Genomic DNA, 24,657 nt, shown 5'->3' with positions numbered 1-24,657 from the left:
ACGCTTTTTCCTCGGTGTTCGCGAAGGTAAGGGAAACTAATACTAAAAAGATATCAACTGTCTGGGCTCGCGGATCGCGCACGCCATCAGGCGATGATGTCAGGCGATGATCCTAACCGATCTACTCCGACGCGAGGAGCTTTTCGCCATGCGGATCATGTTTGCCGCATGGCCAAGTCTTATATAAGACAGAAGACAAGCGCCATATTATGCACCGCTTTTCAGGCGGACACCACCCTTTCGCGATTTTCGGCGTCAAGCGCGCGCCGCCAGTGGCAGGTTTGCTTCATCCTGCGGCAACACGCGTCTGGCGACCGATCCGGAGGCTCCCATGCTTTCCTGGCGCATCCTTATCCCCTTGTCCATACTGTTGACCGCCTGCGGCGGCGGCGGCGGCAGTGGGGGCACGTCCGGCAGCGGCACGCCGGTGCCTCCCGCACCGCCGCCCGCCGCCCTCACCCTGGCGCTGGCCCCCTTCGCCAGTAACCTGTCCAGTCCCACCTTCCTCACCGCACCGCCGGGCGACGCGCGCCAGTTCATCGTCGAACGCGCCGGCCGCATCCTGGTCATGCAGGGTGGCAGCCTGCTGGCCCAGCCCTTCCTCGACCTGCGCAGCGTCACCGACGTCGCCGGCGAGGGCGGATTGCTGTCGATGGCCTTCGATCCCGGTTATGCGACCAACGGCCGCTTCTATGTCTACCGCACGAATGCGAATCACGACATCGTGGTCGAGCGCTACACGGTGTCCGGCGATCCCGACCGTGCGGATGCCGCGTCGGCACTGACCATCATCCGGATCCCGCACCCGACCTACATCAATCACTTCGGCGGCCTGGTCGCCTTCGGTCCCGACGGCTTTCTCTACCTCGGCACCGGCGACGGCGGTTCCGAAGGCGATCCGAACGGCAATGCGCAGAACCTGGGTTCACTGCTGGGCAAGATGCTGCGCCTGGACGTGAGCAGCGCCAGCTCCGCACTGCCTTACCGGATCCCGTCCACCAATCCCTACCTTGGCCAGGCGGACGTGCGGCCGGAGATCTGGGCGAACGGCCTGCGCAACCCCTGGCGTTTCACTTTCGATGCCGACAAGATCTACATCGCCGACGTCGGCCAGAGCCAGCGCGAGGAAATCGACCTGGCGCCGGCGTCGCAGGGCGGGCTGAACTATGGATGGAAGATCATGGAAGGCAGCACCTGCTACCAGGCGGCCAGCTGCAACCGCAGCGGCCTGGCGCTGCCGGTGCTCGAGTACAGCCATGCCGATTCCGGCAGTCCGTGCTCGATCACGGGCGGCTTCGTGTACCGCGGGACGGCGATCCCCGAGCTGGCCGGTCGCTATTTCTATTCCGATTACTGCGCCGGTTTCGTGCGCAGTTTCCTGGCCTCCGGCCTGGCCGCCTCCGAACAGCGCGACTGGAACATCGCCAAGCCCGGCCAGGTGCAGTCCTTCGGCCGGGACGGGCAGGGCGAGCTGTACGTGCTGACCTCGAACGGCATCTGGAAGATCGTCAAGGGACAATAATGAAGCCGAGCCTGACGCTAGGTAGCGAAGCCGAAGCCGACGATGCGGCTGGTCCAGTCCTGGTTCCTCTGGACATACTCGTTGACCAGCCATGCGCGCCTGGCGTTGCGGGTGTCGAGCGTCACCGCCGAGTAGTCGCCCCAGCGGCCGCCGCCGTACCAGGTCGGGCTCGTGAATGCCGCCGTGCCCGGTCCAAGGATATACGGCAGGCCGTCGTTATGGTCGTAGCCGGAGAAGCGCACCTGGGCATTGGTGCCGTTCCTCGGATCCGTCATCGTCCATGTCACGAAGATATCGTCCCCGGCGTTCGCCGCGATCGAGGCATTGAAATCGAAGGAGGTCGAGGTGCCGAAGAAGAAGGCGCTCTGGATGATCGAATTGGTGGCGGTATTGATCTCGTAAAACCTGGGCGCGGCATAGCCGACCAGGTTGATCGTGTGCACCTGCCAGAGGGAGTTGCCCATCTGCGTACTGGCATTGACGAAGCGGCCGTCGAGGGTATCGAGCAACGCGCTGGTGCCGGGCTGCGGCGCGTCCGGCGGCGCCGAATACGCGGCCACGGGGACGTTCACCGGCCCGCTCAACTGGATGCCGTTCGGCCGGCTCGAGTTGGTCAGGGTGTACAGGCTCAGTGCGCTGCCGCCCGCCGCCGCGACGAGGTAGGTGCGCGCGTTCTGATCGAGGACGTTCGGCGGCGCCAGCGTGCCGCGCAGGCCGGTGAACACGGGCACCGCGAAGCCCAGGCCGTTATAGAGGCGCGCCTTGGCGACGGCGAACATGTCGGCGCCACGGAAGCCGCCGGAGGCGGCAAAGATATTTGCCGTCAGGATGATCGAATCCTGGTCCATGCCGAGTTGTGGATAATCCCAGAAATCGCCGGCCGCGAAAGTGACGTTCAGTCCATAAATGAAATACGGGCCCGCCGCATTCGACGAGGTCGAGACGGCGATGAAATACAGCTGGCGCGTGGCCGACTCCTGGAAGGCGACGGCGGTCACGATCCAGCGGTTCCAGGTGGTGTCGTACACCGCGCGCGGATCGAACAGGATCTGGGCGGTGTAGCCGAAAAAGGCCGCCAGCGAAATGCTGGTGCGCTGGGTCGGGTTATCCCGCGCATAGATGTCGATGTGCGAATTGGTGACCTCGACGAAATGCTCGCGTCCGATCGCGCCATGGGTGTCGGGCGGCGTGAGCCCGTCGACATTCGAGGCGCCCTGGAAATTCGGCCCGACCAGCACGATCGGGACGCGCGGCTGCGCTTCGGCATGCAGGGCGGTCTGCACGTCGGCGGGCTTGTCGGCCGTCGCCCCCGCTTCCTGCAGCCTGGCCTTCATCTCCGCATAGTCGGCCGAGGGCATGGTCGGCAGGAAAGGCTTCATGCGCGGTTGCGCCGAAAGATTCTGGGCGGGCGGCGGCATGTTCCGCATGTCTTCCATCATGGTGTCCAGGGTCCGGGTCTGGGCGGGACTTGCTTCGAGCTTGGCGTCAGCCTCGATGAACGAATGTTCCATGGTGTTTCTCCTTTTGCCTGAAATGAATTGCGATGCGCGATGCGCGTTGCGTGTCTGAGGCGTGTACCGGAGCACGAAGCGGCTCTTCCGGCATCAGCTACTATCGTGACAAAGCTGGCGCCGCTTCTTGATCGAACTCAGAGGCTAAAGAGTGGAGGAAAGTGGCCCTGATCTAAGGCTTGGAAGGCGGGTCTGCCACGACTGGCAGTCGAATGGAGAAGGTGGCGCCCTGGCCACGGCCGGCGCTGCTGACGCTGAGCGTGCCCTCGTGCAGCTCGACGATGCGGCGGGCGATGTACAGGCCCAGCCCCAGTCCGCTGGCGTTGTCGTGTTGCTGCAGCCTGAAGGCGCCGAACACGTGCGGCAGGTCTTCCGCTTCGATACCCTGGCCGGAGTCGGCGATGTCGATCTCGACCATGCCATCGAGCCGCCGGATGGCAATGCGGATGACGCCGCCCACCGGCGTGAATTTCACCGCGTTGAACAGCAGGTTCCAGATGACCTGCTGGAGGCGCCGGCCATCCGCCTCGAAGCGGATCGGGGCGCCGTAATCGGCCGGCGTCACCTGCAGCAGGATCTGCTTTGCGTGCGCATGCGGTTCCACGGTCGAGATGGCGTCGCGCAAGACCTGTCCCAGCACGACCGCCGTGCGGGTGATCGACATCTGCCCGGTCAGCGTACGCGCCGCGTCGATCAGGTCTTCGACCATCCCGGCTTCCTGGCGCACATGCACGCGCATGGCCTCGAGCCCGCTGACCGCTTTCGGCGGCAGATCGGGAATCGTGCGCAGCAGCAGTTCGATGCGCATCGACAGGGCCGACAGCGGCGTGCGCATCTCGTGCGAGACAGTCGCCAGGAACAGTTCGCGGGTGCGGTTCACGCGCGTCAGGTCATCGATGGTTTCGCGCTGGCGGTCGAGCGTACTCGACAGGGTTTTCAGGAGCCCGGCATAGGTGCTCATGCGCTTGTCGGACACGGGCGCATCGAGCCGCGCCTCGTTCCATAGCAGGTGGCCGGCCAGCCCGATCTGCTGGGCGATACGTTCGCAGGCGAGCGGCGAGCTGAAGTCGGCGAAGCGCCAGCCGAACACCAGCACGCCGTAGACCTGGCCGTGCAACAGCAGCGGCTGGGCGCACACGCGGAAGCCTTCGCCGAATTGCCCGGAGGCGGAATCCGCCCGCGCGCACGCCTCGCGCACCAGTGTGCGTTCGAAGGCCGTGCCGGGGCCATCCTCGGCCCACAGGGTCGAGCGCTCCGCCAGCAAGTTCGACATGCGCGATCCCGTCAGCGGACCGATGTGGCGCACGCCCGCCGCGTCATAGGCGGACGTGACGAGGCCCGTCGCTTCCGTGAACTGACGTAGCGGCGTATGCCAGTCGTCCCAGTCGACCGGCGTGTTGTCTGGCAGTTCGGCCTTGATCACCTGGGCTTTTCGGCCGGCAGGGGCGCCGAGTCGGGCAGAGGAGCGCCGTTGGCCACGGCTTCTTCGATCGCCGGGCTCTGGCGCGATGGTGAACGCGACAGCAAACCGTAGTAGGACGAGAACGGCAATTGCGGCACGGCCGGGATATCGTTGCGGTCTTCATCGATCAGCACCAGGCCGCCGACGCCGATTTCGTATTCGCGCGTGACCTGCACATTGCGGCTGCCGCGCACCTTCGGCACCGCCAGGGCCCGGCGCAGCACGGTCGAGATTTCCACGTAGTTGAGCAGGATGATGTTGTCGACCAGGTGCGAGCCCTTCAGTTCCTCGCTGATCTGCGAAACGCCCAGCAGTTCCGGGCTTTCGTAGTTGAACAGGGTCGTGGCGAGGCGGTTCTTGAAGAAGCTCGCCAACGCGTACAGGTAATCGGCAACCTCGTCGGCGCTGGTCATTTCATACACAGCCACCGAATCGAGCACGATACAGTCGATCTTTTCCTGCTCGACCAGCTTGACGATGCGGTCGAAGTGCACGTCCAGTTCGAGTTCCAGGGGCGACTCGTAATGGATGAACAGCTTGCGGTCGTCGATCAGGCCCTGAAGGTCGAAACCGAGCGACTTGGCATTGCGGATCAGCTGGCGCGGATGTTCGTCCAGGCTCACCAGCAGCGCCTTGTGCCCATTCTTGATGGCATCGGTCAGGAACTGGACGCTGAACACGGTCTTGCCGGTGCCGGAAATGCCGCTGACCAAGGTCACCGAGCCCTCGTAGATGCCGCCGTCCATCATCTTGTCGATGGCCGGCGAGCCGGTCGACAGCCGCCGTTCCGAGGTGGGCTGGTCGGGCGAGGCAACCGGACGCGACTGCGCGCGGCGATACACATGCACGCCGGTCTGCGGTTCGATGCGCATCGTATGGCTGCCGCCGATGAAATCCTGGCCGCGCGACTTCGTCACCGTGAGGCGGCGATGCATCCGGCGCCGCGCCTCGCCGAAGGTGAGCGAAATGATGGTGTCGAAGACGAAGCGCTCATGCGCCAGCACGCCGGTCATCGACTCGTCCTTCTCCGCCGTGACCATGGTGGTCACACCCAGGCGCGTCAGGCCTTCGATCAGCAGGTGCACGTCTTCGCGGAAGGGCATGTCGTGCATGTCGGCGTACAGGCGCAGCGGCGTCAGGCCGTCGATCAGCAGGCGCTTGGCCCCCATCGCGACGAGTGAGGCGGCGAAGGCGCCGTCGTCGCTGCGGAACTCGCTCAGCAGCACGGCCGGGCTGGTCTGGATGATCTTGATCTTGCCCTGCTCGATCATGCCCTGCAGGTCCCAGTTGAAGCCGGCGGCATCGCGCAGCAGCTTGGCGGGATCGAGCTCGAAGGACACGATGGCGCCGGGTTCGTCGTAGTCGAGCGCGCCGTGGTAGATGAAACCCAGCCCGAGCGAGGTCTTGCCCGAGCCGGGCGGACCTTCGACGATCAGGTTGTTATTGCGGGGAATGCCTCCGTGCAGTACCTCGTCCAGTCCGGTAATCCCCGTCTTGACCAGTTCGTTCATCGATTCACTCCTCGTAAGTGTGTCAGCTTAGCATGCGGCGGCGCAACAGTCTGCCGGCCGCATTGCCGGCGCCAGCTGTAGTAGCTCGATGCAAACTTAGTTTTGCGAAAGTATCCGGGAAGATTCTAAGACAACTGTCTGCTGTGTATTAACACAATTGAAACATTCTGAACGGGCAGTTCTGTCGCATTATCCGCCCGGCTGCAAGTGCGTTTGCAGCGTTTAGGCGACATAAGTTCAAGCGCGCCGGAGCTGGTCGAGCACGGTCCTATGATAGGCCCGCATATTGATGAGTGATCCCTGACCTGAAGCCATCAAAGGAGATCCGCCATGAAACTGCTGACCCTGGTTGCAGCCCTGGCGCTGGCCGGCTGCTCCTCGCCACCCGCTTACCCCGGCAAGACCTACACCCACGTACCGCGCACGGAAAAGTGCAAGCCGACCTCCGAAAAGAAGATCGCGGCCCTGTTCGACCGCTGGAACGACTCGCTGGAGTCGGGTGATCCGCACAAGGTCGTGGCCAACTATGCGGACGACGCCATCCTGCTGGCGACCGTGTCCAGCCAGCCCAAGCTGACGCCGGCGGAAAGAGAGGAGTATTTCGAGACTTTCCTGCTCAATGAACCGTCGGGCAAGATCGACCTGCGGCGCATCTACCTCGGCTGTAACGTCGCCGTCGATGCCGGCCTGTACACCTTCACCTTCGGCAGGACCGGGCAGGTGGTGCCTGCGCGTTATACCTTTACTTACCGATGGGATGGGGAGCAGTGGTTGATTACTGGCCATCATTCTTCGGTGTTGCCGGAGCAGGAGTGAAAGCGGGAACATGACGAAAAAAATGGTTCTTCACGGATTAGCGGGAAGTAACCTCAAAATGAAGAAAGCGGTAAAGAAGAGCTAGACTTGTTGTGCGACCAACGAAACCTGACTCAGCTTACCGCTTTTCATGACGGATCATAATCTCGAGCTCCCGTTCTGGGAAGGCTTTATTGCAGCAAAACTGGAGCGCCGATCTGGTGCTATATGGATCGTTCTGCGACGCTGCCCATCAGCGCCGATGGTGTGTGGTGGTTGCGGCCACCATTGTTACCGGGTGCACGAGTCTGGGACACGGATCATCCGCGAGCTGCCAATGCTGGGGCAACCTGTGTGGCTGCGTGTGCCGCTCCGGCGTCTTCGTTGCGGCCAATGTGGCCCTCGGACTGAGCGTGTCAGTTGGCTTGATCGTCACGCCCGGATAACCCGAGCGCTAGCCGATTTCGTCGGCGCGAACGAGGAAGTCGACCGAGCCGCGCACCGTGTCGTAGTAGGTAAAGGCAGCGCTTATGACTTGTTCCTGACGCGTACGCTGCAGTATGCGCAAATTGAACGTTCGCCCACTTCCCCTACCGTGGTCGACACTTTCTTAGAACTTCGCGCTGAAGTCGCGGCCGGCGTCAAGCAGCAACTGGAAGCCGACACGCGGCGCTTCAATGGTCTCCGCCTGCTGGACGGGCGTTTTATGGTCATCCAGCAGGCAATGGGCACGCCTAAAAGCCGTGGCGAGGAAGCCGCAGCTTTTCTTAGCCGCTTCGTTGATCGCACCGGCTGCGGCTTGAGCTTGTGAATTAAGCACTAAACGATAACCACCGTTTTCCACCACATGTGTTCGCTTCAGCGTTTCAAGCTGACTCCGAGAACCATCAGGCCGCACTAGCCACGCCAAAGAAAAGGCTGTGCCGTGCGGCCAGGAAATCGGATCAACAGCAAGAAAGCGCGAGATAAAGTTGTCAGAAGTGATTGGTGGCGAAAGAAAATAACCTTCAATTTCCTGGCAACTTTCATAATTGCCTGCTGTACAAAGGCCTGTATGGCAAGCAGAAATGGTACTTCCGGCAGAGCGCTGAGGAGGCCTACGCGCAGATCGCCGTCGGTGGAACACTGCACAGCAACAGCGCGGAGACGCTTGTAGCCGCAGCGCTCGCGAATGGGACGCATCCTCGACGCCGTCCAAAACGTTCATCCAGTTGCTATCGCCGGAAAATCGCCTTCGGTCACGGCGGACGCAAATGGTTTCCGAGTTTCTGGCCCCGACGTTCGGCGCGCCGCCGTATTAGGACAAGTGCTGATCGGTGCCGTGTCGAGCAGTCACAGCGCCGCCTTGCTCACTACGGCACACTGGTCCAGGGCAGCGCGCTGAAACGCTCTGCCAGCAACGCCACGATATGCTTCACTTTCGGCGATAGATGCCGGCTCTTTTGCCACACCGCGTAAATCGGAAAACCCTGCGGCCTTGCCTCGGGCAGTATTCGTACCAGCCTGCCGGACTCCAAGTGGGGATTCACCAACCAGCCGGATAGCAGGGAAACCCCGAGTCCCGCGAGAGCCGCACCCATGATGCCTTCACTGTCGTTGATGCCGATGCGGCCACGCACCGGCAACGGAACGGGATGGCCTCGCTCATCAAGGAAGTACCACGGGCGGGTCTGTCCTCGACGACCAAAGGTCAGGCAGCTGTGCTGTTCAAGGTCGACAAGGCTGCGGGGCGCGCCATACCGTTCTAGGTATTCGGGCGAAGCGCTCAGGACAGCCTGTTGCACGCCCAGGAGCTTGGCCACCAGCGACGCGCTATCCACCAAAGGTCCGACCCGGATCGCCAGGTCGACGCCATCTTCGACAAGGTCCACGACGCGGTCGGTCAAGCTGATGTCCAGTTCCAGGCCAGGATGTTCCAAGGCGATGTCGAGAAGTTCCGGCAGCACCCAATGGCGGCCGAAGATGACGGGCAGGCTAATTCGCAGGTTGCCGGCCATCAGACGGTGTGGTGACGCAAAGGAGGCTTGTGCGTCGTGCAATTCGCTGCGAGCGCGGCGGCATGCATCGCTGTACACGCGTCCCTCCTCGGTCAGCGTCAGCCGTCGTGTCGTGCGATAAAACAGGCGCACGCCAAGACTGGCTTCCAGCCGACTGATGCTTTTTGAGACGTTGGACTTGGTCATGTCCAACCGTTCGGCCGCCGTCGTAAAACTGCCGGCGTCTGCCACCTCGAGGAAAACGGCAGTACCACGGAATGGATCAAACTCAGGCATACAGCATCCTATTGGTGAATCTAGTTCAACTTAGTTGCGAAAAAAATCGTATTTATCACTAATTCTAGCTCCAATAGAATATTCGTTCACGCAGTCCATGAGCGACTGCAGCAACTGAGAGTCTATCGATGAGCCATTCTTCCCCTAGCGTTGCCTCCGGCCGCGCCTTGTTCCTGCTGGCCGTCTGCGCTGGCCTGGGCGTTGCAAACGTTTACTATCTTCAACCAAGCTTGTTTGTCATCCAGTCCGACCTGGGCGTGAGTTCGGAGCAGGTCGGCTGGCTGCCGACCGCCACGCAGCTGAGCTACGCGCTTGGCATGCTGCTGCTTGCGCCACTGGGCGACGCGATAAGGCGGCGGCGCTTAATCCTCGCAAAGTCTGCCATCCTAGTCGTTGCCCTGCTGGTAGCTTGGCAAGCGCCGACACTGGCTGTCCTGATCCTGTCGAGTGCCGTCGTCGGCCTGCTCGGCAGCGTTGGCCAGGATTTCGTTCCCGTCGCAGCCCAACTGGCCCCCGAAAAATCGCGCGGACGAGCCGTCGGCACCGTCACAATGGGCTTGCTCAGCGGGATTTTGCTGTCGCGCACTTTGGGTGGCTGGGTCGCCGACCTGTTCGGATGGCGCGAGATGCAGCTGGTCGCAGCGGGCTTGATGCTGGTCGTAATGATCATTACGAGTTTTGCGGTACCGGATACGGAGCCACCGCACAGCAGCAGCTACGGTGCCTTGCTGGGTAGCCTGTGGACCTTCTGGCGCGACTCGCGCGAGTTACGCCTGTCGGTCATCGTCCAGGCGTTGCTGGCGGCGACCCTTGGGGCGTTCTGGTCGTGCCTCGCGCTTGTACTGGCGGCGCCTCCATTCCAGTTCGGTGCAGGCGTGGCCGGCAGCTATGGTATCGCTGGCGTCGCTGGCGCCCTCGCTGCCCCGATCTTCGGCCACCTGGCGGACAGTCGCGGTCCTTTGCTTGCCATCCGCGTCGGCTGCGCGTTCGTCATCGTGGCCTTTGCCGGCATGACATTGGCGCCGCCCAGTTGGTGGATCATGGCCATCGGTGCCGTGCTGTTCGACCTCGGCGTCATGGCCGGCTTCGCATCGCATCAAGCGCTTGTCAGCGGCATCAATCCACAGGCCCGCAGCCGCCTGAACGGCTTATTGATGACCGGTGCCACCGTTGGTATGGCGGCCGGCGCCGCGGTAGGCAACCTGGCATGGGCCCATGCCGGCAGCGCGGGCCTGTTCGGCTTCGGTGCCGTGTGCGGCGCGGCCGCATTGATCTTTTCGTTCCTCCACAAACCCTTTCCGAGAGCCCAGCATGCAACAGCCACCCAATAACCAGCCCCAAGTGGACGCAGTACCGGCCGGCATGAGCACGGAGCCATTAACGGTGATCTGCTCGTTGTTGTCGCGCGCCGATGCGACGCCGACGAACGAGCGCTCTCGCGCCGAGGGCCACGTGCTGGATCGCTCCGGTTCGCCGCTGGCGGATCCAGCTGTGGACGCCCATGACAATGCCTTCGCCACCGCACCGCATCTGCATTTCGAACATTGGGGCGAATACTGGCGCAAGGTACACGGCGCACGATTCCTGCACCTGGACGAACCGGACGACCGTGGTCTGGACCTCCTGCTGCGCTACGACCAGCTGCATCGCTTCGCAGCTGGACCGACACACACCGATGCGCCGCCCTATCGTGCGCCGGTCGACCCGGATGGCCGCCTCTGGCCCACGGTCATCGGCTACGTCGCACCCTATGCCCGTCCGCAGTGGGACGGGATCGCCTATCTTGCCTTCGCCAGTGAAGCGGACGTGGCGCCGGTGCTGGGCAGTGCCCGGTTCCGCGAAAAGATTCTGCCAGAAGACCGGGTGATGTTCCGGGACATCGCCCCGATCCTGACGCGCCAGTACGTCATCGTTCCAAGCCCTCAGAGCAACGAGCCGATCACGCTGGTGAAGCTGCATGTCAAGGCGTCTCATGTCGACCGCGCGGCGTTCCAGCAGTGGTGGTTATACGAGCACGCTGCGTTGGTAAGAGGTGCAGTGGGAGAAAGCGTTCGGCGCTATGCCCAACTTCACAACGTCGGACCGGTTGGACGCGGGCTGCCGTTCCAACATCCGTACGGCACCACGATCGACGGCGTCACTTTGATGTCGTTTGCCAGCGTGACCGACCTGGAGGCATTCCTGGTCAGTCCGGCACAGCAAGCCATCGCACAGGACGAAGCACGCATGTGCGACACCTCAGCTGGTGAATGGTGGACGGCGATCGGCATGACCGTGACGAGCCAGCTCGGCGCTGAGCAGGCGACGACGTTACCACCACGGGCGTAGTCGCTGGACGACGGGCTGCTCTGTGCCATCCTGGATCCAGCCCGTCGAATGAAGAAAGTTTCAGCTCAACCTTCAGGAGGATCGATATGTCTATACCGAAGTTTGCATCGCGGTGGCGACCATGGCTGCAACGGGTCACAGCAGGCTTGGCGTTCGTCTGCGCTGCGTCGTCAGCACATGCGGCCACGGACGATGGCACTGCCGTCGACAAGGCGGCATACGCCAGCCGTACGACGCTTGACGATTTCACCGCTGCCGCGTGTCCGGACACGCCCCGAGACCTGATCCGCGTGCAAGGGAACCTGTATCGCCACACCGCCGGCGGCGGCGCGACGCTGCACAGTGGCTTCGTGCTGATCACCAAAGAAGGCGCACTGGTCATCGATCCGGCAATGACATGCACGTCGACCTGGTTGAAGGGGGAGATCACCCGGCGCTTCCATGTCGATGTGAAGTACGTCGTCTACACGCATGCCCATGCCGACCATGTCAGTGGTGGCCAGGTGTTCCAGAAGGATGGTGCGCTCGTCGTGGCGAACCAGCGTGCGCTCGAACCGATCGTCGGAGAAAAGCTGCCGACGGCGCTGCCGGACAGGGTCTTCGACACCGACATGACCATCACGCTCGGCGGCGAGAACGTCCAGCTGCACCGTGTCGCGCCGAGCCACTCCGATAGCATGGTGATGGTCTATTTCCCGGCATATCAGGCACTGCAATGCACCGACGTCTGCGAAAGCAAATCGATGCCCTATAACGACTTCCTCGACTTTTATTACGACGGCTGGATGGAGACGCTCGACTGGGTGATCGCCAAGAATGCGGCTGTGATCGACGTCGGCCACTACGCGCCGGCGAAGACCGCTGACATCGTTGCAGAGCGAGCCTATATGGTCAATCTGCATCAGCAGGTACTCGACCTGGTGCGCGCGGGCCAGCCATGGGACCAGCTATACCGAAAGGTCAAATTCAGCCCGGAAGTGCAACGCTGGACCGGCTTCGAAACCATGAAGACGCTGAATATTCTTGGGATGTACCGCTGGGTTGAAACCCACCGGCGCGGTGAGTGGTGATGGTATCCATCGAGGTGCATGATCGCTCGATTGGCACCTCGAGACAGCTTCAAGCAAAAACGAAGTCATCGAAGCACCGAGCTTGGGACTGGGTCGCTCAAAGGAAGACGAATGGGTAAGAACCGTCTGGAAGCCTTCAGTGACGCCGTCATCGCAATCATCATCACGATCATGGTGCTCGAGCTGAAGGCGCCGCATGAGGCCGACTTCAAGGCGCTGATCCCACTTTGGCCTACCTTCATCAGCTACGTGCTGAGCTTCGTGTACGTTGGCATGCACTGGAATAATCACCATCACCTCCTCAATGCTGTCGAGGAGGTGGATGGCAGCGTGCTATGGGCCAACCTGCACTTGCTGTTTTGGCTGTCGCTGCTTCCGTTTGTCACCGCCTGGACGGGAGAAAACCACTTTACGGCAGGCCCAACCGTAGCGTACGGTTTTGTACTCTTCATGTGTGCGGTGTCTTACTCGCTGTTGGCACACGGCCTGACGTCGGACCATCCTGAGAATGCCAAGCTTGCTGAGGCAATCGGCAGTAATCGTAAAGGGAAGCTGTCCATTTTCCTCTATCTCATCGGCATTTTCTTGTCGTGGTTTGCGGCATGGCTAGGATTTCTGGCCTATGTCACAGTTGCGGTCATATGGCTTATCCCAGATCCCCGCATTGAGGAGAAGGTCGCCGAGAAACCGGAAAAGCCGGCTTCCAAAAAGGACGCGAAATAGTAGGGGCAGCACGCTGGCCCAACAGGGCGATAATGACAGCATCAACTTCCAGCGAGTCAGTGATGGGCTCACAAGCTTTGATGAAATACATTATCAAGAGTAAAGTTTGTCGGTGGGCAGGGCTCCGCAGGACCGCGCGAAAAATTAGGAAAACGGGTGCAACCACGCCCAGGTCGTAACGGCAAGATGTTGGCATCGACAACCGCATATCGAGCCACATGAAAAAGCAGCCGCTGGACCACTTCCACAATACGCCTTGGCCGGTCCGTCTGATGGTTTTCCTGATTGAACGTTTGACCTCGCCTTGGTTCATCGCCGCGGCCATACCGGCTATACCTATCTTATTAAAAGCCTTCCAATGACCAGATTACGACATCGCGCCTGCCTGTTACCGGCCTGACCAATGCCGACTTCTACCAGCTGGCCGACGGGCCGCCGGCGCTGACCTGGTTCGGCAATACCAACAACCCGCAGACGCGACGCCCCCAGCAGGCCGACGTCAAGGAATTCATGGCGTTTGCCGGCATCAAGGATCCGCATGCGTTCCGCCAAGTCGGCCGCAGCCACATGCTGGCGTGGCGCCGCAACCGCAAAGGCCGCGAGCTGGGCGCGGCGACGATCTGCCACAAGCTGCCCGCGCTGTCGTCGTTGTTCGAGGCGCGGTGTGAAGTCAACGCCGGTCAGAGCAACCCGGTCGACGGCGTGAAGCTGCCAAAGATTGACAGCCAGGAAGGGAAGACACTGCCGATCGGCGATCACCAAAATCAGTGCAGCGCGTGACGCCCCAACGATTGGACGCCTCTGAGCAATTCGGCGCAGCCTTGAACAGCCTGGCACTCAAGGTCGAAATGGAAGCAACGGACCGTAACCGCATCGTCGGGTCAGCATTCGCAATCGCCATGGACCATCATGCGGCGATTGTCCAATTGAACAAGGACGGCGACAACGGCATTCACGTGCTGGAATTGATGAGGCAACGCTGGAATGTCCCTGAGAAATAAGCAGAAATATACGATGCAGCAAGACGAATGCTCCTCGGGCGCCAATCATACCCTTCCCGTGAACTAATTCGTCTCCCTGTTCATTCTATGAAAACATACCCATCGTCACGAGTTGTAACGATGGGTCCATTGATCACGCATTTCAGATACGCATAATCAACGTCAATATTCATCCCTGAAATTTGACAAACATTGCTGTGATTTAACAAACATAATCTAAGCTTGTCATTTTGGCTGGGATAAAGCGGGTTCTTACTCCACCGTCACCGACTTCGCCAGATTACGCGGCTTATCCACATCGGTACCACGCGCCAGCGCCGTGTGATACGCCAGCAGCTGCAGCGCCGCCACGTGCAGGATCGGCGACAGCAGGCCGTAGTGTTCCGGCAGGCGGATCACGTGCAGGCCCTCGCTCGAGGTGATGTGGGTGTCGACGTCGGCGAAGCAGTACAGCTGGCCGCCGCGGGCGCGGACTTCCTGCATGTTCGACTTCAGCTTTTCCAGCAGGGCGTCGTTCGGGGCGATCGTCACCACCGGCATCTCTTCGGTCACCAGCGCCAGCGGGCCGTGCTTCAGCTCGCCTGCCGGGTAGGCTTCGGCGTGGATGTACGAAATTTCCTTCAGCTTCAGCGCGCCTTCCAGGGCGATCGGGTAGTGGATGCCGCGGCCCAGGAAGAGGGCGTTTTCCTTGCGCGCGAATTCCTCGGCCCAGGCGATGATCTGCGGTTCCAGCGCCAGCACCGAGCTCAGCGCGACCGGCAGGTGGCGCATCTGCTTCAGGTAGGTGGCTTCTTCCTCGTCGCTCAGGCGGCCGTTCACTTGCGCCAGAGTCAGGGTCAGCAGGAACAGGGCGGCCAGCTGGGTGGTGAAGGCCTTGGTCGAGGCCACGCCGACTTCGACGCCGGCGCGGGTGATGTAGGCCAGCTTGCACTCGCGCACCATGGCGCTGGTGGCGACGTTGCAGATGGTGAGCGTGTGGACCATGCCCAGGCTGCGGGCGTGCTTCAGCGCGGCCAGGGTGTCGGCGGTTTCGCCGGATTGCGAAATGGTGACGACCAGGGTCTGCGGGTGCGGGACGCTGTCCCGATAACGGTATTCGCTGGCGATCTCGACGCTCACCGGGATCTTGGCCACCGATTCGATCCAGTACTTGGCGGTGAGGCCGGCGTAGTAGCTGGTGCCGCAGGCCAGGATCAGCACGCGGTCGATTTCCTTGAACACGCGGAAGGCTTCGTCGCCGAACAGTTCCGGCATGATGCCGGTGACGCCTTCGAGGGTATCGCCGACCACGCGCGGCTGCTCGAAGATTTCCTTCTGCATGTAGTGGCGGTAGGGGCCGAGTTCGGCGGCGCCGGTATGGGCGTGCACGGTTTTCACTTCGCGCTCGGCCGGGCGGCCGTCGACGTCGACGATCCAGTAGCGCGCCAGTTGCAGGTCGACGACGTCGCCTTCTTCCAGGTAGATGATCTGGTCGGTGGTGCCGGCCAGCGCCATCGCGTCCGAGGCGACGAAGTTCTCGCCCTTGCCCAGGCCGACGATCAGCGGCGAGCCCTGGCGCGCGGCCACCACGCGGTGCGGCTCTTCACGGCAGAAGACGGCGATGGCGTAGGCGCCGTGCAGGCGTTTCACGGCCTGCTGGACGGTCTCGAACAGGTCGCCGTTGTACATGTGGTCGACCAGGTGGGCGATGACTTCGGTGTCGGTCTGGCTGGTGAATTTGTAGCCGAGATCGGTCAGTTCGCGGCGCAGCTCGTCGTGGTTCTCGATGATGCCGTTGTGGACCAGGGCGATGCGGGCGTTTTCTTCGGTCGGCGAGAAGTGCGGGTGGGCATTCTGGGTGGCCGGGGCGCCGTGGGTGGCCCAGCGGGTGTGGGCGATGCCGGTGAAGCCCTGCAGCTCGGTTTCCTTGATCTGGGATTCGAGATCGGCCACGCGCGAGGTGCTGCGCGAACGCTGCAGACGGCCATCGACGTGCAGGGCAACGCCGCAGGAGTCGTAGCCGCGGTATTCAAGGCGCTTCAGGCCTTCGATCAGGATAGGGGTAATGTTGCGCTGGGCTACAGCTCCGACGATACCGCACATGGTTGGGACTCCAATAAAAATTAACAGATGTCACTAATGTAGAGCAGGCGTCGTGAAATATGCTTTCTGAATCCAGGCATTTTTGATAGATTATTTCATCAACTGCATAATGTGAAATATCCTTTCAAATTTCAAGGAAATTTTTATAAAAATGTCGACAGAGCCCCTCATCCTGGACGATCTCGATCGTCGCATCCTGAATACCTTGCAAATTGACGCCTCGCATACCAATGCCGAGTTGGCGGAATTGGTACACGTGTCCCAGCCGACTTGCCTGCGGCGGGTCAAACACCTGACCGAGAACGGTGTTATCGAACGGCAAGTTGCGATTGTCTCGCCGGACAAGGTGGGGTCGCGCCTGACCGCCATCGTCGAGATCACGCTGGACGTGCAAGCCGCCGACCGCATGGAGGAGTTCGAACGCGTCGTCGCTGACGACGCCGCCGTGCTGCAGTGCTACCGGGTCGCGCCCGGCCCCGACTTCGTGCTGGTGGTGCAGGTCGCCGACATGCCGGCCTACCACGCGCTGGCGCACCGCCTGTTCACCACGCATAAGAATGTGCGCAACGTGAAGGCCTATTTCTCGACCTTCCGCAGCAAGTTCGAGACCCGCATCGTGGTGTAAAAAGACGGTCACGCACAAGTCATCCACAGGGGCTTGTGGATAATGTGGATAAGCTGTTTACCTGTAAACTTTGCCATCGACCAAGTAATACACAGCTCATCCACAATCGGATGTGGACAAATTGTGACATTGCTGAATTCGTGAGCAGAGGGCTTCATTGACGGCAAAAACGGCCGCTCGACGGGCGCCCATACCCGTTTCATGCGCTGTGGATAACCCCGGCAGTCACGATGCCGATAGCATCGCGGTCACTTCGGGCGCCACCAGAGAAAAGCTTGATAAAACAAACACCAATAAAGACAACAGGCCCGTCGGATTACCGTACGGGCCTGTGGATGACTTTGTGGATGACTGGGTGAAAACCCTGTGCAAAGCCGGTGGACCAGGCTGTGCTCAAGCTGTTGCCAAGCTGTGGCTATGCTGTGCGCAGCCCGTGGATTACTTCTTCTTGACCGGACGCGTCCAGTTCTCGATCGTCAACTGCTTCGGACGCGAAATCGTCAGCTTGCCGGCCGGCGCATCCTTGGTCAGCGTGGTGCCGGCCCCCAGGGTCGCGCCCTTGCCGACGCGCACCGGCGCCACCAGCTGGCTGTCGCTGCCGATGAAGGCCTCGTCTTCAATGATGGTGCGGAACTTGTTCGCGCCATCGTAGTTGCAGGTGATGGTGCCGGCGCCGATGTTCACGCGCGAGCCGACGTCGGCATCGCCCACATAGGCCAGGTGGTTCGCCTTGCTGTGGGCGGCGACTTTGCTGTTCTTCACTTCGACGAAGTTGCCGATGTGGACATCTTCGGCCAGCTCGGTACCCGGACGCAGGCGCGCGTAGGGACCGATCTGCGATTTGTCGCCGACGATCGCGTCTTCCAGGTGGCAGAAGGGTTTGATCTGGACGCCCGCGCCCACCTTCGTATTCACCAGCACGCAGTTGGCGCCGATGGTCACGCCGTCGGCCAGTTCGACACGGCCTTCGAACACGCAGCCGACGTCGATCGAGACGTCGCGGCCGCAGACCAGTTCGCCGCGCACGTCGATGCGGGCCGGATCCAGCAGGTGCACACCCTGTTCCAGCAGTGCGTTCGCAATGTTCAGCTGATGGCGGCGCTCGAGTTCGGCCAGCTGCACCTTGCTGTTCACGCCGGCGACTTCCCACTCGGCCGACGGATGCGCCGACACCACCGGCACGCCGTTCGCCACCGCCTGGGCCACGATGTCGGTCAGGTAGTATTCGCCCTGGGCGTTATTGTTCTTCAGCGCGCCCAGCCAACCGTTCAGGTGTTTGGTCGGGATCACCATGATGCCGCTGTTGATTTCCTTGATCGCGCGCTCTTCCTCGTTGGCATCCTTCTCTTCGACGATGCGCACGATCTTGCCGTCTTCGCGGATGATGCGGCCGAGGCCGAAGGGGTTGTCCTGCACCACGGTGAGGATCGCCAGCTTGTCGTCGCCGGCCGCTTCGACCAGGCGCTGCAGGCTGGCGCTGGTGGTCAGCGGCACGTCGCCGTACAGCACCAGGGTCGGCGCGTTCTCGTCGATCTGGGGCAGGGCCTGCATCACGGCGTGGCCGGTGCCGAGCTGGGGCTGCTGCAGGGCGGTGTCGATGACGATGCCGGCATCGACACCCCATTCATGAACCGCACTCGGGACCGCTGCGCCGCCGTGACCATAAATCACGCATAATTTACTCGGCGTTAAGCTGCGTGCCGTGTTGATAACATGTTGCAACAGCGGTTTACCCGCCAGCGGATGCAAGACTTTGGGCAGGGCGGATTGCATGCGCTTTCCCATGCCGGCGGCGAGGATGACTACGTTCATATGCCGTTCTCAATAGAAAATGTAGTTGAATAATATGAAAAATTTTAACACGCACCAATCGTTGTTCCAGCGCGCACGCCTGCTGTTTCTGGTCGCGCTGATGGTCCTTGCCGCAGGTTGCAGCACGATCCGCTTTACCTACAATCATGGCGATACCTTGCTGTACTGGTGGTTGAACGCTTACGTCGACCTCGACAGCGACCAGTCCGACTGGGTCAAGAAGGACATCGACAACCTGTTCCAGTGGCACCGCGCGACCCAGTTGCGCGACTACGCCGGCCTGCTGGGCAAGATGCAGCGCCAGCTCGGCGACGGTACCGTCACCCAGGACGAGCTGCTGTCCGATTACCGCGACGTCAAGGCGCGCACCGAGCTGCTGGCCTTCAAGGCGCTGCCCCAGCTGGCCGACCTGGCGATGTCGATCAAGCCCGACCAGATCGCCCAGATGGAGCAGAAGTTCGCCAAGAATAACGACAAATTCCGCAAGGAGTTCATGAGCGGCAGCGTCGAGGATCAGCACAAGGCCCGCTTCAAGAAGGCGATGAGCCAGTTCGAACTGTGGTTCGGCAGCTTCAGCCGCGAACAGGAAGCGGCGCTGCGCCGGGCCTCGGATGCGCGTCCGCTGGACAACGACGTCTTCCTGCAGGAACGCATGCTGCGCCAGAAGAAGATCGTGGCCCTGCTGCGCCGCGTGCACGACCAGAAGCTGAACAAGGAACAGACCATGTCGGCCGTGCACGACCAGCTGCGCGACATGTTCGACCGCATGGAGGCGCCGGAACGCAAAGCCTTCTACGATGCCTATGTGGACAACACCTCGAAGTTCATCATGACCGCGATCAAGCTGACCACGCCGGAGCAGAAACAGCATGCGCAGAAGCGGATGCAGGGCTGGATCAACGATTTCAACGCCCTGGCACAAGGGAAATAATCGCGATCGTGGGCACGGTGTACCCACCCTACGAGCGCATACGGTAGGGTGGGCACACCGTGCCCACGTCGGACTCAAACATGCTGCGTGCTATAGTCCGGCCATGCAAAAGAAGTCCTCACACAAACCTTCATATCCCCGCCGTCCGGGCCCGCCGCAACAGGTGCGCATCATCGGCGGCGCCTGGAAACGCACGCCGCTGCCCGTGCTCGACGCCTTCGGCCTGCGTCCCACCCCCGACCGCGTGCGCGAGACCGTGTTCAACTGGATCCGCCACCAGCTGGGGGGCGACTGGGACCAGCTCGACTGCCTGGACCTGTTCGCCGGCAGCGGCGCCCTCGGTTTCGAGGCGGCCAGCCGCGGCGTACATTCCGTCACCATGATCGATACCCTCGGGCCGGTGGTGCGCCAGCTCGAAACCATCAAGGAAAAGCTGAAAGCCGACAACGTCAGGATCCTGCGCGCCGATGCGCTGGCGGTCGCGCGCGACCTGGCCCAGCGCGGCCAGCGTTTCGACCTGATCTTCCTGGACCCGCCTTATCAACAGGATTTCCTGAGCCAGGCCCTGCCGCTGTGCGCCGGCCTGCTGAAGGAGGGCGGCCTGGTGTATGCGGAGTCGGGCGCGGCCCTGCCGTTCGCGGAAACGGAACAGGACCAGTCGCCGGCGTGGCTGTCGGGCTGGCAGCTGGTGCGTGGCGACAAGGCCGGCATGGTCTACTTTCACCTGCTGAAGTTGCACTAAAACACGGCAATTTCAGCCCCATCCTGGGGCGGCTGCCGAATTTTCAGGCATAATGCGCGCTTATTCAGGTGCATTTCTCCAGGGAGCCGCAATGGTTGTAGCCGTTTATCCAGGTACGTTCGATCCGCTGACCCGCGGCCACGAGGATTTGGTGCGTCGCGCATCGGGTCTGTTCGACACCCTGGTCGTCGGTGTCGCCGACAGCAAGAACAAGAAACCGTTCTTTTCGCTCGACGAACGCCTGGAAATCGCCAACGAAGTGCTCGGCCACTATCCGAACGTGAAGGTCGAAAGCTTCAGTGGCCTGCTCAAGGATTTCGTGCGCCAGCATGATGCGCGCGTGATCGTGCGCGGCCTGCGCGCCGTCTCCGACTTCGAGTACGAGTTCCAGATGGCCGGCATGAACCGCTACCTGCTGCCCGACGTCGAAACCCTGTTCCTGACCCCGTCCGACCAGTACCAGTTCATCTCCGGCACCATCGTGCGCGAGATCGCGATGCTGGGCGGCGACGTCTCCAAATTCGTGTTCCCTTCGGTCGACCGCTGGCTGCAGAAGAAGATCGCAGCCATCACCGGCGCCGCACCGAAGGCCTGAGCTTCACGCAAGAGGTTGTAAACAATGGCTTTGCTGATTACCGACGACTGCATCAATTGCGACGTGTGCGAGCCCGAGTGCCCGAACGACGCCATCTCGATGGGCGCGGAGTATTACCAGATCGACCCGCACAAGTGCACCGAATGCGTCGGCCACTTTGACGAACCGCAGTGCGTGGCACTGTGCCCGGTCGCCTGCATTCCCTTCAATCCGGAGTGGCGCGAAACCCGCGAAGAACTCCAGGCCAAGTACGAAAAGCTGACCGCCGCCAAGGCCGCAGCCTGAAAGCGTGTTCTAAATTCGGGCCGGCGCCTGCCGGTCCTTCCCCGCGTCGACTATGACATCCGCGCAACACCGGCGCCCTTATCCGCCGGCGTCCGTGTTGCACAGCAATCTCCCCCCTTTTCCTCTCTGGCGGCGTCGGCATGACCGTCGCTTGTGCATCCGCAACATCGAAATAGTTCCGAATATTTTATTTGGGCAAATTGATTGGTGCTATATTTGTTATTAAAAAAATAGCACGTCCATTCTATTTTGATGGAAATGGGGAGACACATGATCAGGAATATGCGGATCGGCCAGCGCCTGGCCGTGGGCTTCGGCTTCGTGATTGCCTTACTGGTGCTGTTGGCGGCCATCTCCTGGCTGCGGATGGAGAGCCTGAACAAGGAGATGGAAACCCTGGTGCAGCTGCGCTACGCCAACACGGTGGCCGCCAACCTCGTCAAGGAAGACGTGAGCGAAGCCACGCGCAGCATGCTCAACGTCCTGATCATGAGCGACCCGGACCAGATCAGGAAGGAACTGGCGAATACCGAAGCGCGCAGCGCCAAGGCGACCGCGGCGGTGGCGCAACTGGCCAGGCACGTCGGCGATGCCGAAGGCGAGGGCATCCTGAAGGCGATCGCCGCCATCCAGGACAAATTCCTGCCGGCCCAGACCAAATTCATCGGCCTGGTCAACGAGGACAAGAAGGACGAGGCCATGGTGAAATTCATGTTCTCGCTGCGTCCCCAGCAAACCCGTTATTTCGAGCAGCTCGACAAGTTCGTCGCCTACCAGAACGCGGCCATGCAGAAGGCCGGCCAGGATGCCGCCGCCGTCACCCGCCGTACCCAGATGCTGATCCTGCTTCTCGCCGGCGCGGCCTGCCTGCTGTCGCTCGGGGTGGCGGTGTTGTCCACGCGCAGCATCACCGGTCCGCTGGCCCGGGTGGTGGAGATCGCCCGCCGCGTCGCCGACGGCGACCTCACCAGCGACATCGCGGTCGGCAGCCGCGACGAGGCCGGCCAGATGATGGAAGCGCTGCGCCACATGAACGACAGCCTGATCCGCATCGTCGGCGAGGTCCGCACCAGCACCGAATCGATGGCCGGCGTGACAGGGGAAATCGCCAGCGGCAACCTCGACCTCTCGAGCCGCACCGAAGCCCAGGCCAGTTCCCTGGCCCAGACCTCGCGTTCGATGCGCGAACTGACCGGCACCGTGCAGCAGAATGCGGACAACGCGCGCCAGGCGAATGCGCTGGCGGCCCAGGCTTCCGAAGTGGCGGCGCGCGGCGGCGCCGTCGTCTCGCACGTGATCGCCACCATGGGTTCCATCACCAGTTCCTCGAAAAAGATCGTCGACATCATCGGCGTGATCGACGGCATTGCCTTCCAGACCAATATCCTGGCCCTGAACGCCGCGGTGGAGGCGGCGCGCGCGGGCGAACAGGGACGCGGCTTTGCCGTGGTGGCGTCCGAAGTGCGCAACCTGGCCCAGCGCTCGGCGGCGGCGGCGAAGGAGATCAAGTTGCTGATCAGCGATTCTGTGGATAAAGTGCATGAAGGTAGCAGCCTGGTCGAGCAGGCCGGCGTGACGATGGCCGAAGTGGTCGAGAGCGTGCGCCGCGTGACCGACATCATGGGAGAAATCACGGCCGCCAGCGTCGAGCAGAGCGCCGGCATCGCCCAGGTCAGCCAGACCATCGTCGAGATGGACCAGACTACACAGCAGAACGCGGCGCTGGTCGAGGAGGCGGCAGCAAGCGCATCTGCGATGCAGGAACAGGCGGCGCGGCTGGCGCGGGCGGTCAGCGTCTTCAAGCTCGACCAGGATACTGCGCAGGCGCCGTCCCGCCCGTCGTCCGAACCCCGGCTGGCGCTGGGCTAAGCCAATTAATTACAAGTGCATTACCGTTCATTCTGAGGAGACACACATGACTTCCATTTCCAATACCTCCTTTGCGCGCCGGCTGGTCGTCAAAGGCATGATGGCCGGCGCCCTGCTGGCCGCCGCCATCAGCCTGCCCGCCCAGGCGTCGGTCGACGTCAGCGGCTACAAGTTCGAGGACACCGCCAAGGTCGCCGGCAAGGACCTGAAACTGAACGGCGCCGGCATGCGCACCAAGCTGATCATCAAGGTCTATGCCGCCGGCCTCTACCTGCCGGAAAAGAAGACCGCCACCGCCGACATCATGAAACTGGAAGGCCCGCGCCGCGTGACCCTGCAGATGGCGCGCGACATCTCGTCCGAAGACTTCGGCAAGGCTTTCATGGATGGCCTGAACGAAAACGTGGACAAGGCCGAGAAGCAGAAGATCGTGGCCCAGATCGGCAAGATGGGCGAGCTGTTCGCCTCGGTCGACGGCCTCAAGAAGGGCGACGTGCTGCACCTGGACTGGATCCCGGGCACCGGTACCCAGGCTGAGCTGAACGGCAAGAAGCTGGGCGACCCCATCCCCGACATCAACTTCTACAACGCCATCCTGCGCATCTGGCTGGGCGACAAGCCGGTCGACCGCTCGCTGAAGCCGGCCCTGCTCGGCGAAGCCAGGTGATTTAAGACCCCTCGCATCATCCTGGTTTGACGCGGCCCCGGGCAACCGGCGCCGCGTTTTTTTTCGCCCTGATTTTTGACTGCGCAGCGGCCGGATTTCCGGATGAGGTCGGACCCCATCCGGCATGCCGAGGCCGCTGGCGGCGCATGCCTTCGATAAGATCGAAACTACGATAACTCAACCATATACAGCTACTCTTCTTGAACTTCTTTCTTTGTAACGCTATCTCATCTATAAATCACCGTCATCTGCATCGTACACGCTCGATAACCATCTCCCGCCCGCCTGCATTGAGTGCTTTACGGAAAACACCTCTGAGGAAATCATCCTCTCTTAAAATCATAGTAAAACTCATCAATATTCATGCATTCCGCATGTTGATGAATATTCGAATTTATGCTTACCGCATATCAGATCGACTAATTGTTAAATCGATTGCTTAAAAAATCCCCAGAAAACCGAAGCGACCGGAAGTCGACCGCGATTCTTCATTCCCGCTCAGCGCGGGATGGAGACGAAGGGATGAACGGGGTGAATGGACGAAAAAAAACGGCACCGGTTGCCCGGGTGCCGTTCAAGGAGAAATTCTGTATAAACTGGTCAGGAACGCAGCGCGCGTACCTCGGCAGGGGCGGCGACCGCCACGGCGGCCTGTTGCGCCAGTTTGGCGTCGCGCAGCTTGCGGCGTGCGGCCAGCTCGTCCTTCGACGGACGCGGGCGCACGACCAGCATCAGTGCGCGGGCGATGCCGACCAGCAGAGGGCGGAAGAACATCAGCAGGCCACCCAGCAGGACCAGCTGGAGCATGCTGGTGAGAAGATGCATGAACGGCAGAGCCGTCATCGGTGCTTGT

23 protein-coding genes and 2 pseudogenes are annotated in these 24,657 nt (G+C 61.6%); 18 read left to right on the top strand and 7 right to left on the bottom strand.

What is annotated here, in order from left to right; translation table 11 throughout:
- Window positions 1–331: 331 nt before the first annotated feature.
- Entirely contained in the window at window positions 332–1,522 is a 1,191-nt protein-coding gene (locus tag AC1DOQ_RS03565) for a PQQ-dependent sugar dehydrogenase (RefSeq protein ID WP_477360334.1), read from the top strand.
- Between the two features lie 17 nt (window positions 1,523–1,539).
- On the opposite strand, the gene AC1DOQ_RS03560 is transcribed toward AC1DOQ_RS03565, so the two are convergent.
- From AC1DOQ_RS03560 to AC1DOQ_RS03550, 3 genes are all read right to left on the bottom strand, one after another.
- Window positions 1,540–3,033 (bottom strand): hypothetical protein, encoded by a 1,494-nt coding sequence (locus tag AC1DOQ_RS03560; RefSeq protein WP_477360332.1) that lies wholly within the window; start codon window positions 3,031–3,033, stop codon window positions 1,540–1,542.
- A gap of 172 nt (window positions 3,034–3,205) precedes the next feature.
- Entirely contained in the window at window positions 3,206–4,456 is a 1,251-nt protein-coding gene (locus AC1DOQ_RS03555) for a sensor histidine kinase (RefSeq protein ID WP_477360330.1), read from the bottom strand.
- Window positions 4,453–6,006 carry an ATPase domain-containing protein gene (locus AC1DOQ_RS03550; protein WP_477360328.1) on the bottom strand — a complete coding sequence of 518 codons (1,554 nt, stop codon included), beginning with the start codon at window positions 6,004–6,006 and terminating at the stop codon, window positions 4,453–4,455. Before AC1DOQ_RS03550 ends, AC1DOQ_RS03555 begins: the two co-directional genes overlap by 4 nt.
- 330 nt (window positions 6,007–6,336) lie before the next feature.
- On the opposite strand from AC1DOQ_RS03550, the gene AC1DOQ_RS03545 reads away from it, so the two are divergent.
- The 3 genes and pseudogenes from AC1DOQ_RS03545 to AC1DOQ_RS03535 form a co-directional block, all read left to right on the top strand.
- Window positions 6,337–6,822, top strand: coding sequence for an SgcJ/EcaC family oxidoreductase (locus tag AC1DOQ_RS03545; RefSeq protein WP_477360326.1), 486 nt, complete (start codon window positions 6,337–6,339; stop codon window positions 6,820–6,822).
- 130 nt (window positions 6,823–6,952) lie between these two features.
- Window positions 6,953–7,186, top strand: a pseudogene (locus tag AC1DOQ_RS03540) (transposase family protein); the annotation flags it as partial.
- Between the two features lie 81 nt (window positions 7,187–7,267).
- Window positions 7,268–7,612 (top strand): annotated as a pseudogene (locus AC1DOQ_RS03535) (type 2 periplasmic-binding domain-containing protein); the annotation flags it as partial.
- A gap of 541 nt (window positions 7,613–8,153) precedes the next feature.
- Here the strand turns inward: AC1DOQ_RS03535 and AC1DOQ_RS03530 are convergent.
- A complete protein-coding gene (locus AC1DOQ_RS03530) occupies window positions 8,154–9,074 on the bottom strand; it encodes a LysR family transcriptional regulator (protein WP_477360324.1) in 921 nt (306 codons plus the stop codon).
- 128 nt (window positions 9,075–9,202) lie between these two features.
- Here AC1DOQ_RS03530 and AC1DOQ_RS03525 point away from each other — a divergent pair, with 128 nt between their 5' ends.
- The 7 genes from AC1DOQ_RS03525 to AC1DOQ_RS03495 all read left to right on the top strand — a co-directional run bounded on the left by AC1DOQ_RS03525 (window position 9,203) and on the right by AC1DOQ_RS03495 (window position 14,196).
- Window positions 9,203–10,405 carry an MFS transporter gene (locus AC1DOQ_RS03525; RefSeq protein WP_477360322.1) on the top strand — a complete coding sequence of 401 codons (1,203 nt, stop codon included), beginning with the start codon at window positions 9,203–9,205 and terminating at the stop codon, window positions 10,403–10,405.
- A complete protein-coding gene (locus AC1DOQ_RS03520) occupies window positions 10,386–11,402 on the top strand; it encodes an EthD domain-containing protein (RefSeq protein ID WP_477360320.1) in 1,017 nt (338 codons plus the stop codon). The genes AC1DOQ_RS03525 and AC1DOQ_RS03520 overlap by 20 nt, the downstream gene beginning before the upstream one ends.
- An 86-nt stretch (window positions 11,403–11,488) precedes the next feature.
- On the top strand, window positions 11,489–12,472 hold the full coding sequence (locus tag AC1DOQ_RS03515) for an MBL fold metallo-hydrolase (RefSeq protein WP_477360318.1): 984 nt from the start codon (window positions 11,489–11,491) through the stop codon (window positions 12,470–12,472).
- A 111-nt stretch (window positions 12,473–12,583) separates the two neighbouring features.
- Window positions 12,584–13,195, top strand: coding sequence for a TMEM175 family protein (locus tag AC1DOQ_RS03510; RefSeq protein ID WP_477360316.1), 612 nt, complete (start codon window positions 12,584–12,586; stop codon window positions 13,193–13,195).
- Between the two features lie 218 nt (window positions 13,196–13,413).
- Window positions 13,414–13,557 carry a hypothetical protein gene (locus tag AC1DOQ_RS03505; RefSeq protein ID WP_477360314.1) on the top strand — a complete coding sequence of 48 codons (144 nt, stop codon included), beginning with the start codon at window positions 13,414–13,416 and terminating at the stop codon, window positions 13,555–13,557.
- 148 nt (window positions 13,558–13,705) lie between these two features.
- Complete coding sequence (locus AC1DOQ_RS03500; protein WP_477360312.1) at window positions 13,706–13,975, top strand: hypothetical protein; 270 nt, start codon at window positions 13,706–13,708, stop codon at window positions 13,973–13,975.
- Window positions 13,976–14,016: 41 nt separating this feature from the next.
- Window positions 14,017–14,196 (top strand): hypothetical protein, encoded by a 180-nt coding sequence (locus AC1DOQ_RS03495; RefSeq protein ID WP_477360310.1) that lies wholly within the window; start codon window positions 14,017–14,019, stop codon window positions 14,194–14,196.
- Between the two features lie 252 nt (window positions 14,197–14,448).
- On the opposite strand, the gene glmS is transcribed toward AC1DOQ_RS03495, so the two are convergent.
- The gene (gene glmS / locus AC1DOQ_RS03490) at window positions 14,449–16,278 is read right to left on the bottom strand and encodes a glutamine--fructose-6-phosphate transaminase (isomerizing) (protein WP_477360308.1); all 1,830 of its coding nucleotides are present in this window, start codon (window positions 16,276–16,278) and stop codon (window positions 14,449–14,451) included.
- 151 nt (window positions 16,279–16,429) lie between these two features.
- Between glmS and AC1DOQ_RS03485 the strand changes: the two genes are divergently transcribed.
- Window positions 16,430–16,903, top strand: coding sequence for an Lrp/AsnC family transcriptional regulator (locus tag AC1DOQ_RS03485; protein WP_477360306.1), 474 nt, complete (start codon window positions 16,430–16,432; stop codon window positions 16,901–16,903).
- A 438-nt stretch (window positions 16,904–17,341) separates the two neighbouring features.
- Here the strand turns inward: AC1DOQ_RS03485 and glmU are convergent, their stop codons facing one another.
- The gene (gene glmU / locus AC1DOQ_RS03480; protein ID WP_477360304.1) at window positions 17,342–18,715 is read right to left on the bottom strand and encodes a bifunctional UDP-N-acetylglucosamine diphosphorylase/glucosamine-1-phosphate N-acetyltransferase GlmU; all 1,374 of its coding nucleotides are present in this window, start codon (window positions 18,713–18,715) and stop codon (window positions 17,342–17,344) included.
- Window positions 18,716–18,749: 34 nt separating this feature from the next.
- Here glmU and AC1DOQ_RS03475 point away from each other — a divergent pair, with 34 nt between their 5' ends.
- The 6 genes from AC1DOQ_RS03475 to AC1DOQ_RS03450 all read left to right on the top strand — a co-directional run bounded on the left by AC1DOQ_RS03475 (window position 18,750) and on the right by AC1DOQ_RS03450 (window position 23,804).
- Window positions 18,750–19,646 carry a DUF6279 family lipoprotein gene (locus tag AC1DOQ_RS03475; RefSeq protein WP_477360302.1) on the top strand — a complete coding sequence of 299 codons (897 nt, stop codon included), beginning with the start codon at window positions 18,750–18,752 and terminating at the stop codon, window positions 19,644–19,646.
- 103 nt (window positions 19,647–19,749) lie between these two features.
- Window positions 19,750–20,388, top strand: coding sequence for a 16S rRNA (guanine(966)-N(2))-methyltransferase RsmD (gene rsmD / locus AC1DOQ_RS03470; RefSeq protein ID WP_477360300.1), 639 nt, complete (start codon window positions 19,750–19,752; stop codon window positions 20,386–20,388).
- Window positions 20,389–20,479: 91 nt separating this feature from the next.
- On the top strand, window positions 20,480–20,983 hold the full coding sequence (coaD, locus tag AC1DOQ_RS03465; protein ID WP_477360298.1) for a pantetheine-phosphate adenylyltransferase: 504 nt from the start codon (window positions 20,480–20,482) through the stop codon (window positions 20,981–20,983).
- A gap of 24 nt (window positions 20,984–21,007) precedes the next feature.
- A complete protein-coding gene (locus AC1DOQ_RS03460; protein ID WP_441935128.1) occupies window positions 21,008–21,268 on the top strand; it encodes a YfhL family 4Fe-4S dicluster ferredoxin in 261 nt (86 codons plus the stop codon).
- Between the two features lie 270 nt (window positions 21,269–21,538).
- Window positions 21,539–23,137 carry a methyl-accepting chemotaxis protein gene (locus tag AC1DOQ_RS03455; RefSeq protein ID WP_477360296.1) on the top strand — a complete coding sequence of 533 codons (1,599 nt, stop codon included), beginning with the start codon at window positions 21,539–21,541 and terminating at the stop codon, window positions 23,135–23,137.
- Window positions 23,138–23,183: 46 nt separating this feature from the next.
- Entirely contained in the window at window positions 23,184–23,804 is a 621-nt protein-coding gene (locus AC1DOQ_RS03450; RefSeq protein WP_477360294.1) for a chalcone isomerase family protein, read from the top strand.
- Between the two features lie 600 nt (window positions 23,805–24,404).
- On the opposite strand, the gene AC1DOQ_RS03445 is transcribed toward AC1DOQ_RS03450, so the two are convergent.
- Window positions 24,405–24,647: a hypothetical protein gene (locus AC1DOQ_RS03445; RefSeq protein ID WP_477360292.1), complete on the bottom strand. Its 243-nt coding sequence runs from the start codon at window positions 24,645–24,647 to the stop codon at window positions 24,405–24,407.
- Window positions 24,648–24,657 lie beyond the last annotated feature (10 nt).

The organism is Massilia sp. 01N417 (genome assembly GCF_056399645.1).
This window is presented reverse-complemented; position numbering and strand designations above follow the sequence as displayed.

Bases quoted from the DNA above. Each gene is read 5' to 3' on its own strand.
- AC1DOQ_RS03565 (WP_477360334.1), top strand. From the start codon at position 332: ATGCTTTCCTGGCGCATCCTTATCCCCTTGTCCATACTGTTGACCGCC.
- AC1DOQ_RS03560 (WP_477360332.1), bottom strand. From the start codon at position 3,033: ATGGAACATTCGTTCATCGAGGCTGACGCCAAGCTCGAAGCAAGTCCC.
- AC1DOQ_RS03550 (WP_477360328.1), bottom strand. From the start codon at position 6,006: ATGAACGAACTGGTCAAGACGGGGATTACCGGACTGGACGAGGTACTG.
- AC1DOQ_RS03545 (WP_477360326.1), top strand. From the start codon at position 6,337: ATGAAACTGCTGACCCTGGTTGCAGCCCTGGCGCTGGCCGGCTGCTCC.
- AC1DOQ_RS03530 (WP_477360324.1), bottom strand. From the start codon at position 9,074: ATGCCTGAGTTTGATCCATTCCGTGGTACTGCCGTTTTCCTCGAGGTG.
- AC1DOQ_RS03525 (WP_477360322.1), top strand. From the start codon at position 9,203: ATGAGCCATTCTTCCCCTAGCGTTGCCTCCGGCCGCGCCTTGTTCCTG.
- AC1DOQ_RS03520 (WP_477360320.1), top strand. From the start codon at position 10,386: ATGCAACAGCCACCCAATAACCAGCCCCAAGTGGACGCAGTACCGGCC.
- AC1DOQ_RS03515 (WP_477360318.1), top strand. From the start codon at position 11,489: ATGTCTATACCGAAGTTTGCATCGCGGTGGCGACCATGGCTGCAACGG.
- AC1DOQ_RS03510 (WP_477360316.1), top strand. From the start codon at position 12,584: ATGGGTAAGAACCGTCTGGAAGCCTTCAGTGACGCCGTCATCGCAATC.
- AC1DOQ_RS03505 (WP_477360314.1), top strand. From the start codon at position 13,414: ATGAAAAAGCAGCCGCTGGACCACTTCCACAATACGCCTTGGCCGGTC.
- AC1DOQ_RS03500 (WP_477360312.1), top strand. From the start codon at position 13,706: ATGGCGTTTGCCGGCATCAAGGATCCGCATGCGTTCCGCCAAGTCGGC.
- glmS (WP_477360308.1), bottom strand. From the start codon at position 16,278: ATGTGCGGTATCGTCGGAGCTGTAGCCCAGCGCAACATTACCCCTATC.
- AC1DOQ_RS03485 (WP_477360306.1), top strand. From the start codon at position 16,430: ATGTCGACAGAGCCCCTCATCCTGGACGATCTCGATCGTCGCATCCTG.
- glmU (WP_477360304.1), bottom strand. From the start codon at position 18,715: ATGAACGTAGTCATCCTCGCCGCCGGCATGGGAAAGCGCATGCAATCC.
- AC1DOQ_RS03475 (WP_477360302.1), top strand. From the start codon at position 18,750: ATGAAAAATTTTAACACGCACCAATCGTTGTTCCAGCGCGCACGCCTG.
- rsmD (WP_477360300.1), top strand. From the start codon at position 19,750: ATGCAAAAGAAGTCCTCACACAAACCTTCATATCCCCGCCGTCCGGGC.
- coaD (WP_477360298.1), top strand. From the start codon at position 20,480: ATGGTTGTAGCCGTTTATCCAGGTACGTTCGATCCGCTGACCCGCGGC.
- AC1DOQ_RS03460 (WP_441935128.1), top strand. From the start codon at position 21,008: ATGGCTTTGCTGATTACCGACGACTGCATCAATTGCGACGTGTGCGAG.
- AC1DOQ_RS03455 (WP_477360296.1), top strand. From the start codon at position 21,539: ATGATCAGGAATATGCGGATCGGCCAGCGCCTGGCCGTGGGCTTCGGC.
- AC1DOQ_RS03450 (WP_477360294.1), top strand. From the start codon at position 23,184: ATGACTTCCATTTCCAATACCTCCTTTGCGCGCCGGCTGGTCGTCAAA.
- AC1DOQ_RS03445 (WP_477360292.1), bottom strand. From the start codon at position 24,647: ATGACGGCTCTGCCGTTCATGCATCTTCTCACCAGCATGCTCCAGCTG.